The following is an 11,719-nucleotide window of genomic DNA, read 5'->3' as shown; positions in this document are numbered from 1 at the left end:
CTACAGAAGCGCCGGACGCGCCGCAGAGCGCAATAGCCCGAAAAAGTCGGGCTACAGAAGCGCCCGACGCGCCGCAGAGCGCAATAGCCCGAGAAAGTCGGGCTACAGAAGCGCCGGATGCGCCGAAGAGACGCAATAGCCCGAGAAAGTCGGGCTATAGGAGCGCCGGACGCGCCGCAGAGCGCAATAGCCCGAGAAAGTCGGGCTATTGCTTCGAACGCAGCTTCCGTTACACCCATTACCGATCGCAAGCTCATCCATCAGACCAGCCTCACCCGATCCGGCGGAAAGCCCATATCGTCTGCGTTCGAGCTGCCCGTACAGGCGGAAATGTACGGATAGCAAGGGATTGGCCCTCTCGAAATGGGGGCAAATGTACGGGAAAAGACCCAAGTGTACCTTCCGGAACGCGGCATAAGTCCACTATGATCAGGTCATGGAAGCGTATCCAAATATCGCGACTCCCGCTTTCGGGGGAGAGGGCGACGTGCGCAACAGACATAGGGGAGGGATCGTTCTGCAGCAATCTACATCAAGACAAAACCACTCGATGAAGGGCTTTTATTCGGCTAAGAACGGGTATGGGAGACAATTTGCCAAAAGCTTGCGCAGGCATTGGCAGCTCTACGTGCTCGTCTTACCGCCGCTATTGTTTTTTGTTATTTTCAAATATGTGCCCATGGCCAACGCGGTGCTGGCGTTCAAGGATTACAACGTCATCAAGGGCATCTGGGGGAGCCCATGGGTCGGCCTGAAATATTTTAATATGTTTTTCGAGAACCCGATCTTCTGGACGCTGGTGCGGAACACGATGCTGCTAAGCTTTTATCAATTGCTGGCTGGGTTCCCGATTCCGATCCTGCTGGCGCTTATGTTGAACGAAATCCGCAATGGCCGTTTCAAACGGTTTATTCAGCTGGTTACTTTCGCGCCGTATTTTATTTCCACGGTCGTCATGGTGTCCATGATCATGTTGTTTCTGGCGCCGCGGCTTGGTTTCGTAAACATCGCGCTCCAGTATTTCGGCTTCGAGCCGATCAATTTCCTGGGCGAGCCGAACATGTTCCGCTCCATCTATGTATGGTCGGACATTTGGCAGACGGCCGGATATGCGGCAGTGATCTACCTCGCGGCTTTGGCGGGCATTGATCCGACGTTGTACGAGGCGGCGAAGGTGGATGGAGCGTCGCGGTTCCAGAAAATCTGGCATGTCGACCTGCCCGGCATTCTTCCGACCATTACGATTATTCTCATCCTTAACGTAGGCAACATCATGTCGATCGGCTTCGAAAAAATTTATTTGCTGCAAAATTCGCTCAACCTGCCCAAGTCGGAGGTTATCGCGACCTACGTCTATAGCATGGGTTTGCTGAATGCCAACTACAGCTTTGCAACGGCGGTCGGATTAATTAATTCCGTTATTAATCTCATCCTTTTGGTTGCGGTCAACAGCTTCGCCAAACGAATCTCGAACAACAGTATCTGGTAGGCAAGGAGGAACTATCAATGGCTATTTCATCAACAGTGCCGAAACGAAAAATACGGGAGTCGGCCGGAGATCGCATATTTGTTTTTGCGATCTACGTCATTCTGAGTCTGGTGCTCGTTGCCGTATTGTATCCGCTAATCTATATCGTCAGCAGCTCGATCAGCAGTCCTTCGGCCGTCGTATCCGGCAAGGTGTGGCTCTGGCCGGTGGACATTTCGTTCAGGGGGTTCCAGACGATATTCAAGACTCCGCTTATTATGACGGGTTACGGCAATTCCCTGTTTTATATGGCCGTGGGGACGCTCATTAGCGTAACGCTTACCGTCATGCTGGCTTATCCGCTTTCGAGAAAAACGTTTTTTGGCCGCAAAGGCATCCTGATGCTGGTGATGTTCACGATGCTGTTCGGAGGAGGATTGATCCCGACTTATCTCGTCGTAAAGGAGCTCGGCATGATCGATTCCCGGCTGGCCCTGCTTATTCCGAACGCGATCTGGGTGTGGCAAGTAATCATTGCGCGATCGTTCTTCCAGTCCACGATTCCCGATGAGCTGGCCGAAGCGAGCGAGATCGACGGATGCAGCGATTGGCGATTCCTTGGCAGCGTTGTTCTTCCTCTATCGAAGCCGATTATCGCCGTGCTGGTCCTCATGTACGCCGTTGGGCAATGGAATGCGTATTTCGACGCGCTCATTTATTTGAAGTCGGATAAATTGTTTCCGCTCCAGCTTGTGCTAAGGAGCATCATCATTCAGAACAACAGCGCGGGAGCGATGGATATCAGCATTCAGGTGCAAAGGGCTCAACTGGCGGAGCTGCTCAAATATTCGCTGATCGTGGTGGCGACGCTGCCGGTACTCATTATTTACCCGTTCGTGCAGCGCTATTTTGTCCAAGGGATGCTAGTCGGCTCCATCAAAGGCTAAATGCGGAACACGCACTATAGGGAGGTGAGGACGATGTAACCGTCCGGAAGATGAGGAGATACGCTCTACGACAACAATTGGGGAAACAAAGTTCCATCATACTTGCGAACGCAAAGGGGAGTAGAATGCAAATGAAAAAGTTAAGCTGGAGCTTGATGTCGCTCTTACTCGTGTTGGCGCTGGTCCTGTCCGCCTGCTCGGGCAAAAACGAAAACGCCGGAACGAACGGCACGCCGACGGACGGGGGCTCGTCCGGCGCGGCAACAGATACGCCGTCGAAGCCGGTGGAAATCAGCGTGTTTGCCGTGCAGGAACAAGGCATCGATCTCAATACCAACAAGTTTACGCAGCATGTCTCGGATATGTTTAACATTAAATTCAACTTCGAAGTCATCCCTTCGGACGGCGCGAAGGAGAAGCGTCAAATCTCGCTTGCGAGCGGAGACTATCCCGATGCCTACATGCTGACGCATTACGTCGATCAGTTCTCGCAAGCCGATCTGCTGAAATTCGGCAAGCAGGGCGTCATCATTCCTTTAAACGATCTGATTGACAAACATGCTCCGAACATTAAAGCCGCCATGGAATCCAATGCGGATCTAAGAACGCTGAATACGGCTCCCGACGGCAACATCTACGGACTGGTCGCTTACACGCAATGTTTCCACTGCTCGTACCCGAGCAAAATGTGGATCAACACGGAATGGCTGGAGAAGCTGAATCTAGAAATGCCGACTACGCCGGAAGAATTTAAAAATGTTCTGAAAGCGTTTAAAACGGAAGATCCGAACGGAAACGGCAAGCCGGACGAAGTAGGACTAAGCGGCTCGACAGAAGAGTTTGGCGTGCGGGTCCTTCCGTTCCTGATGAATCCGTTCGTCTACAATGACGACAGAAACTATTTGAACATGACAAGCGGCAAAGTGGAATCCGCCGCAATCAAACCCGAATGGAAAGAAGGACTCGCTTATGCGAAATCGCTGTACGATGAAGGGTTAATCGATCCGGGAGCATTTACGCAAAACGCCGAGGCGCTCAAAAAAATCGGCGAAAACGCGGATGCCGAAATTTTGGGCGTCGGCGCAGGCATGCATCCGGCCATCTTTATCGACATGGCGGGCCCTCGCTTCCCTAAATACCATCCGGTACCGCCGCTTCAAGGACCAAACGTGTCGTTTGCGACCCATGACAACGGCGGCGTATCGCCGGGAGGCAAGTTTGCCATCACGAACAAAGCCAGCGAAGAAGCCCAGATCGCCTTGATCAAGCTTGCCGATTACATGTTTACGCCGGAAGGACAAACGAACGGCGGTTCCGGCATGAAGGGAATCGATTGGGAAGACCCGGCGCCTGGAGATACGGCGCTCGGCGAAGGCGTAGCGCCTATGGTCAAAACGATTCCGGGCGTGGAGGGCGAGGCTCCGAGAAACGCTGGCTGGTCCGGCATGGCACACTTCTATATGCCGAAGGAATACCGCGACAGCTGGGTGCAAGGCACGGACATTAACGACCCGTCCAACTACGAGCGCAAGCTGTATGAAGCAACGAAATTGTACGAAGGCCATGAGCCGAAGGAGCTGTTCCCGTTCTGGTCGCTTTGGGTTGACCCGGCCGACAGCGATGAGGTAGGCATGCTGCAAACGAACATTCGCAACTACATCGAGCAAAATGCGCTGCAATTCGTTACGGGCAACAAGGATTTAAATAAAGATTGGGATGCCTATGTGCAAGGCCTGAAAGACTTGAAGCTCGATCGTTATCTCGAGATTTTGCAAAAGGCTTATGATGCGTCTGTAAAAGAGTAACTGGGACGATCAATGTCGGGCACTTCCAGATGGAGTGTCCGACGTTCTTGAAATTAATGTGAGGTGCACAACAACATGAATGTGACGCAGACTGTCATTCGTCTGAACGACTACGGGATCAAGCCGGACTCGGGAGAGGACGCGACGACGGCGATGCGAAAGGCGATCGAGGATGCCGCAAGGATCGCGGGGCCTGTCGTGCTGACATGCGACCCGGGAAGATACGATTTGTATCCTGAACATGCCGCCAAGAAGCCTTATTATATTTCCAATACGGCCAGCGAAGCCGAAAATTCCGACGTGACCAAGACGATCGGCATTCATCTGCAGGGCATGAAGAACGTAACCCTCGACGGCAAAGGATCGTTGTTTGTATTCCACGGCAAGCAGACGATGATCGTTGTCGACGGCTGTGAGGAGGTAAGCATCCGGAATCTGCGTCTGGATTACGAGCGGCCGACCGTGACGGAAATGACCGTTGAACGAATCGGCGACCATTTCCTCGACATCGTTGTCCATAGGGACAGCCGTTACGAGGTTGAGAACGGCAGTCTGATCTGGCAGGGGGAAGGCTGGCGTTTCCGGGACGGTCCCATGCAAGAGTACGATCCGCTGACGAATACAACCTGGCGCATCGATAATTTTGTAATTGCCGCGAAGCGGGTCGAGGAGAGGGAGCCCGGCCGGCTGAGACTGTACTTCGCCGAGGGTCATTTGCCTTCGACGGCAGTCGGGCGCGTCTTCCAATCCAGAGACGGCATCCGCGACCAGGTTGGCGCGCTTGTGATTCGGAGCCGCAAGGTCGAATGGAGCGACGTGGGCGTTCATTTCATGCACGGGCTGGGACTGGTCTGCCAATTCAGCGAGGATGTGTTCTTCGAGCGCTTGGAGATCGCCCCGCGGCAAGAGACGGGGCGCACCGTCGCGGCTTTCGCCGACTGCATTCACGTGTCGGGCTGCCGCGGGCTGATCCGGGTGGCGAACAGCCGATTTGTCGGCGCGCACGACGACGTAATCAACGTACACGGGACGTATCTGCGCGTTGTGGGACAACCTTCCCCTGACGAGGTGCTGCTCAGGTTCATGCATCCGCAAACGTATGGATTTCCCGCTTTCAGCGCAGGGGACGGGATTGAATTCGTTCGATCCGAGTCGCTTGCGTCCTACGCGGATGCCGTCGTGGCCGAAGCGGAGCTCGTAGATCCGCGCATCATGCGGATTAAACTCGACAGAAGCGTGCCGGAGCAATTACGCATCGGCGATGTCATAGAAAATGTAAGCTGGACGCCGGAAGTGGAAATCGTGGGCAACCGAATGGCCCGCATTCCGACTCGCGGAGTTCTGCTGACGACACGCAGGCAGTCGCTCATCGAGGGAAATCTTTTCGAGAGAATAACCATGTGCGCCGTGCATGTCGCATGCGACGCCGGAAGCTGGTACGAGTCCGGCATCGTAAAGGATCTGACCGTCCGGGGCAATACGTTCATCGAATGCGGGCATGCGGATGCGGCCGTCATCTCCGTGTCTCCCGAGAATACGACTACGGAGGAAGGTCGGTATGTGCATTCCCGTATCGCGATCGAAGACAACCGCTTTGACATGCGGGATGCCCCACTGCTGGATGCAAGCGGCACGGAGCATTTGATATTCGCGAACAATCTGATCACAGGTGCAGGAAAATGCCGCGAATCCGGAACGGCGATCCGGCTGGTCGCTTGCGATAATGTATCGATCATGAACAATCGTTATTCCTGACAATCGGCATCTTGAGAGAAGTTGGACAGAGGAGGGGAATAACCCCATTGCTTTGACAATATATCGACGAAAGGCGGAAAACGATGTTTGGAACGAAGGGCAAGCAGATGAGCGTTCGATTGGCGGGCGGGATGAGGAAGGCGCGAATCGCCGTATTGGCGTTTATCGTGTTGGCGGCTCAGTTGGGACTTTTCATACCGGGAGAGACGGCGGCCGTGGAGGCGGCGTCGAAGGAAATAGCGGCCAAACCGTATATGGGCTGGAGCAGCTACAGCATGCAGGTGTACGACCATGGCCAGTGGATTACTGCGGAGCAAATCAAAGCGCAATCCGACGCGATGAAGGAGAAGCTGCAGCCTTACGGCTACGAATACATCAACGTGGACGCGGGCTGGAATGGGGCAATGGACGGCTACGGCCGGCCGATTCCGAGCACGACCCTGTTCCCGGACGGACTGCAGGATTTGATCGATTACGTTCATGCCAACGGGCAGAAGTTCGGGCTGTACGGCATTCCCGGGTTGTCTCCGGAAGCGTACGAGCAGGATCTGCCGATCTATAACGCGCCTGGATGTTCGATGAGAGATATCGGCGATCCGACGCGGGGCTCCGATTATTGGGGCTTCGGCTACAAAATCGATTTTTCGAACGACTGCGCCCAGAAGTACATCAACTCCATTGCGGACCTGTACGCCGAATGGGGCGTCGACTTTCTGAAGTTCGACAGCGTGACGCCGGGCTCGGGCATTTCCGACCTTTCGCTGGATTCCCGCGACGACGTCAAAGCTTGGTATCAGGCGCTGGAGCCGCACGACATCTGGCTGGAGCTGTCCTGGGCGGTCGACATCAAGTACATCGATCATTGGAAAAAGTATTCCAACGGCTGGCGCGTCGACTGGGATATCGAATGTTATTGCGGCGACGGAGGGCTCACCGCATGGCCGAGTATTGCGCGGCTGTTCCCGATCGCGGAGAAGTTTTGGCGCCATGCCGGTCCGGGCGGCTGGAACGACTTCGACTCGCTTAACGTCGGCAACGGGGCGATGGACGGCATTACGCCGGACGAGCGCAAGACGGCCATGACGTTCTGGAGTCTGTCGTCGGCGCAGCTGTATATCGGCAACGACATGACCCGCTTGGACGATTACGGCGTGGAGCTGCTCACCAACGAAGAGGTGATCGCGGTTAATCAAGCGGGACGCCCGGGACGCCCCGTCTCGACCGAAACGAAGCAGCAGGTATGGTATGCAAACAATGGAGACGGCACTTACAGCGTCGGCTTGTTTAACCTGGCTGACGAAGCGGCGACGGTAACGGTAAATTGGAGCGATATCGGCCTGAACGGATCGGCTTCCGTTCGCGATTTGTGGAGCCGCGAGGAGCTTGGCGATTTCGCAACGGGCTTCAGCTCCGTCGACCTGGCCCCGCATGCATCGCGTTTGCTGAAGGTAACGGCGAAAAACGGGACGATCCGCGTCAATGACGATGATACCGGCATGACATATACCGGCGAATGGACGCGAAACGGCGGCAAGGAAATGACGGCTGACGAGCAGAATCTGGTCATCGATGTAAGCGACTCCGAAGCGGCGGACAGCACGATTGCTCCGGCTGCGGCCAACTTCGACAAAAACGAGTCGGAGCGCGAGGATGTCGGGACGACGCTGACGCTGAACGGCAATACGCTGAGTTCCATAATGAACGGCGGTTATACGCTGCAAGAAGGTACCGACTATACGGTTGACGGCAGCGTGGTTACGATCAAGAAGGAGTATCTCGCGTCCAGAACGGTCGGTACGACCAGCTTGACGTTTAACTTCAGCGGCGGTTCCGCGCAGAGCTTGGTCGTTACGATAAGCGACACGACGGTAAGAGACAGCAGAGTCACTCCCGGCGCGATCAGCTTTGATCATGCCTCGCAGTCCGAGGTGGCGCTGACGCTGTCGCCGAACGGCAATACGTTGACAGGCATTTCGCGCAATGGCTCCGCGCTGACGGAAGGCACGGACTACACGGCATCGGATACGGGGCTTGTGCTCAGCAAGAACGCGCTGGCGGCGTTGCCGACCGGAACCTACGAGCTGGCCTTTGACTTCGACGGCGGCTCGCAGCAGAAGGTAACGTTAGTCGTGAGAGACACCTCGGCCGGAGGCTCGATCTCTCTCAACAACGACGATCCGGCTATTCAATATACCGGCTTCTGGAACCGGAGTTACAACCGGGGACTGGGCGATTATATGGATGATGTCCATTTTGCCGAGAAGAATGACCAGGATTATTTGGAGTATACATTCATAGGAACCGGTATCGAATATTTGACGGAGCTGGATCCTTCGCAGGGCGACATTGATTTCTATGTAGACGGGGAGTTCAAGCAGACGGTCAGCACGTATAACCTGGGGCGACAGGCTCAGAAGCCCGTATTTGCGATTACGGGACTCGAGGACGGAACTCATACGCTTAAGGCGGTTAAGAAATCCGGCATTTTCATGCTGCTCGACAAGCTGAGAGTCATCACCCCGGATTTGATCAGCGAGACGGAAGCCGAGTTCGACAAAGCGGCAGGGCAGCAAGAGGATGTTGCCGTAACCGAAGCGACTAGTAGAAGCTTGACAGGCATTAAGCTCGGAGCGGCGGAGCTGACGGCGGGTACGGATTATACGGTCGCGGATGATCGGATTACGATTAAGAAGGAATATTTGGGCGCAAGGCCGCTTGGTACGACGAATCTGCTGCTGACCTTCGACGGCGGCGCCACGCAGACGTTGTCCATTGCCGTGCGCGACTCTTCGGCGGCGAACAGCGCAATCAGCCCAACGTCCGGCAGCTTTGACAAGAAGGCGGATGCGCAAGCGGATGTCGCAACAACGATGGAGCTTGCGGGCAATACGCTTGTCGACATAACGAACGGCGAGACTGCGCTCCAATCCGGCACCGATTACACCGTGGCGAATGAGCTGGTTACGATCAAAAAGGAATATTTGGCGAGCCGGCCGGTAGGCGCGACGAATCTGAGCTTCTCCTTCGATCATGGCGAATCGCAGACTCTGTCCATTACGATCAGCGATTCTACGCCTAAGAACAGCGCGATTACGCCGTCCGCAAGAAGCTTCGATAAAAAGGCTTCGGCGCAGGCGAATGTGACAACGACGATCGCGTTTAACGGCAACAGCCTGGAGGGCGTGGCAAACGGCGCGGCGGCTCTGCAAGAAGGAACGGATTACACGCTGTCGGGCAACCAATTGACGATTTCGAAGGAATATTTGGCCCAGCAGCCGACGGGAATGGCCAATCTGACGTTAACCTTCAGCGAAGGTGCCGCTCAAACTCTGGCGGTGGCGGTAAGCGACACGCTGCGAGGCCGCTACGTCGACATTAACGACGACGACACGGGCATTTCGTACAAAGGCGCTTGGCAGCATAACCGGAACAGGGGAATCGGCGATTACAAAGACGATGTACACTTTACCGAAAAGGACAACGATTATTTGGAATTTACGTTCCAAGGGACCGGCATCGAGCTGATTACGGAGAAGGATCCGTCGCAAGGCGATATGGATATCTATATCGACGGCGAGTTCAAGCAAACGATCAGCACGTACAACGATACCAAGCAAGCGCTTCAGACGGTGTACAGCATTAACGGCTTGACGGGCGGCATGCATACGATTAAGGCCGTCAAGAAGTCGGGCTTTTACATGCTGCTGGATCAATTTAAGGTGAAAGTGGCGGACCTGCTTGGTCCGGATACGGCAAATGTCGATAAGTCGGCGGCTTCCGACGTTACGACGACGCTTGCCGTCGATGGCAGCAATCTGATTGGCATTACCGCCGGCGGAACCGCCCTGGCGAAAGGAACCGATTATACGCTGGGTGGCGATGAGGTGACGATCAAGAAGGAATACCTGGCGACTCTGCCGAACGGCCAGACTGCGCTGGCGTTCTCCTTCAAGGGCGATCATTTCGATGACATCCACTACGCGGAGACGAATGGCGATTCCGTCGAATATACATTTACGGGCACTGGCTTATCCTTCATTACGCCTAAGGGGCCGGAGCAGGGCGAGATCGATATTTTCGTGGACGGCGTATTCCGGGAAACGGTGGACGCGCATCACGCAAGCCGGTTGACCGGTCAGACGGTGTACAGCATCTCCGGCCTGCCTGGCGGAGAGCATACCTTCAAGGCCGTGAAGAAATCGGGCGACGCGATGCTGGTTGACGGTTTGACGTTTAACGTTCATGCCGGAACGACTACGCCGAATCCGGGTACGGGTACGCAACCGACGCCTAATGTTCCGAAGACGGAGCAAATAACGGGCAGTGTGGAAGCGACAGACGGCGGTGACGGCGTTCTGGCGAACGTGGTCATTACGAGAACAACGCATGCGGACGGCACGAAGTCGGACGAGGTTGTGTTGACGGCGGAGCAGGCTCGTGAGGCGATAGGCAATATTGGGGCAGGCGCACAATCGCTGACGATCGTAATACCGGACGAGAAGAACGAAGTGTCCAAGACCAAGGTAACGGTACCGAAGGAAGCCGGCAAGCTGCTTGCGGACGCCAAGCTCGGTCTCGGCATGACGACGGGGAATGCGAAAGTGTTTGTACCGAGCGAATCGTTGCAAGATTTTGACAAAGATCTTTATTTCGAACTGGTTCCTGTGAAAGAAGCCGGGAAGAAACAAGAGATCGAGAATCGCGCGAACAAAGAAGCAGTCGCAACGATCGTATCGGGCGGTCAAGAGGTTTCCGTGCTGGGCAGGCCGATAACGATCGAAACGAACTTGCAGGGACGCGATGTCACGGTTGTGCTGCCACTGAAGGACCTGGATGTAACGGAAGCGGAGCTGCGTGACTTAGGCGTCTACATCGAACACAGCGACGGCACGAAACAGCTGTTGAAGGGCATTATGGTTCCTTATAACAACCAGGGCGACAAAGGTTTGCAATTTGTTGTCGACCGCTTCAGCTTATTCGCCCTTGTTCAAGTGCCGGGCCTTGCGGGAACCTACGAACATGAGGCGTATATGAAAGGGTACGAGGACGGAACGTTCAGGCCGGACCGAACGATCACCCGCGCGGAGATGGCGACGATTTTATCCAGAGTGATCGATTCGGAAGCCGTAGCCGGGGATAAAACTTACAGCGATGCGAGCAAGGCAAGCTGGGCGAAGGACGCCATATCGGCCGTGACCCGGATGGGTTTGATGCAGGGTTACCCGGACGGCTCCTTCGGACCGAACCAATCGATCACCCGCGCGGAAATGGCGAAGCTGGTTGCCGGGCTGATCGACGATTCGGCGGCTGCAGGAACGGGCTTCGGCGATGTATCCGATGGCTGGGCCAAGGATTCCATTTTGGCGGTGCAAGGCGCGGGCATTATGCGGGGCTACGAGGACGGAACCTTTAGATCGAACAATGCGCTGACGCGCGCCGAAGCGGTGACCATCGTCAACCGCGTGCTGGGCAGAGGTCCGTTGGAAGGAGTGGCGCTGTCCCCGTGGAAGGATGTTAAAGCCGCGCACTGGGCCTATCGCGACATTGTAGAGGCTTCGGTTCATCATTCTTACGATCAGACGGATGATGGCGAGCAATGGGCCGGGTAGGCGCAGGGAGAGAAGGCGGGAGGAATCGAGAGGTTTCCTTGTTAATCGGAGATTTTCCGAACTTTATAGCAATAGCGAAAGGGGCGGTCATCTTGACCCGCCCCTTTTAGGCTACGCCTCCGACTCGCGATCCCT

General features: G+C 55.3%; 5 protein-coding genes. All 5 read left to right on the top strand.

Annotation, left to right across the window (positions count from 1 at the left end):
- Window positions 1-550: 550 nt before the first annotated feature.
- Window positions 551-1,489 carry an ABC transporter permease gene (locus PAT3040_RS26065; protein WP_108994986.1) on the top strand — a complete coding sequence of 313 codons (939 nt, stop codon included), beginning with the start codon at window positions 551-553 and terminating at the stop codon, window positions 1,487-1,489.
- A 17-nt stretch (window positions 1,490-1,506) separates the two neighbouring features.
- The gene (locus PAT3040_RS26060; RefSeq protein WP_108994982.1) at window positions 1,507-2,415 is read left to right on the top strand and encodes a carbohydrate ABC transporter permease; all 909 of its coding nucleotides are present in this window, start codon (window positions 1,507-1,509) and stop codon (window positions 2,413-2,415) included.
- 131 nt (window positions 2,416-2,546) lie between these two features.
- Complete coding sequence (locus PAT3040_RS26055; RefSeq protein ID WP_108994981.1) at window positions 2,547-4,220, top strand: extracellular solute-binding protein; 1,674 nt, start codon at window positions 2,547-2,549, stop codon at window positions 4,218-4,220.
- Window positions 4,221-4,295: 75 nt separating this feature from the next.
- Entirely contained in the window at window positions 4,296-5,975 is a 1,680-nt protein-coding gene (locus PAT3040_RS26050; protein WP_108994980.1) for an alpha-1,3-galactosidase-related protein, read from the top strand.
- 83 nt (window positions 5,976-6,058) lie between these two features.
- Entirely contained in the window at window positions 6,059-11,584 is a 5,526-nt protein-coding gene (locus PAT3040_RS26045; RefSeq protein ID WP_108994979.1) for a X2-like carbohydrate binding domain-containing protein, read from the top strand.
- Window positions 11,585-11,719: the final 135 nt, after the last annotated feature.

This window comes from Paenibacillus agaridevorans (assembly GCF_003112455.1).
Classification (GTDB): domain Bacteria; phylum Bacillota; class Bacilli; order Paenibacillales; family Paenibacillaceae; genus Pristimantibacillus; species Pristimantibacillus agaridevorans.
This window is presented reverse-complemented; position numbering and strand designations above follow the sequence as displayed.

What these genes read in the sequence shown, in the direction of transcription:
- PAT3040_RS26055 (WP_108994981.1), top strand. Translation starts at nt 2,547, where the DNA reads ATGAAAAAGTTAAGCTGGAGCTTGATGTCGCTCTTACTCGTGTTGGCG.
- PAT3040_RS26060 (WP_108994982.1), top strand. Translation starts at nt 1,507, where the DNA reads ATGGCTATTTCATCAACAGTGCCGAAACGAAAAATACGGGAGTCGGCC.
- PAT3040_RS26065 (WP_108994986.1), top strand. Translation starts at nt 551, where the DNA reads ATGAAGGGCTTTTATTCGGCTAAGAACGGGTATGGGAGACAATTTGCC.
- PAT3040_RS26050 (WP_108994980.1), top strand. Translation starts at nt 4,296, where the DNA reads ATGAATGTGACGCAGACTGTCATTCGTCTGAACGACTACGGGATCAAG.
- PAT3040_RS26045 (WP_108994979.1), top strand. Translation starts at nt 6,059, where the DNA reads ATGTTTGGAACGAAGGGCAAGCAGATGAGCGTTCGATTGGCGGGCGGG.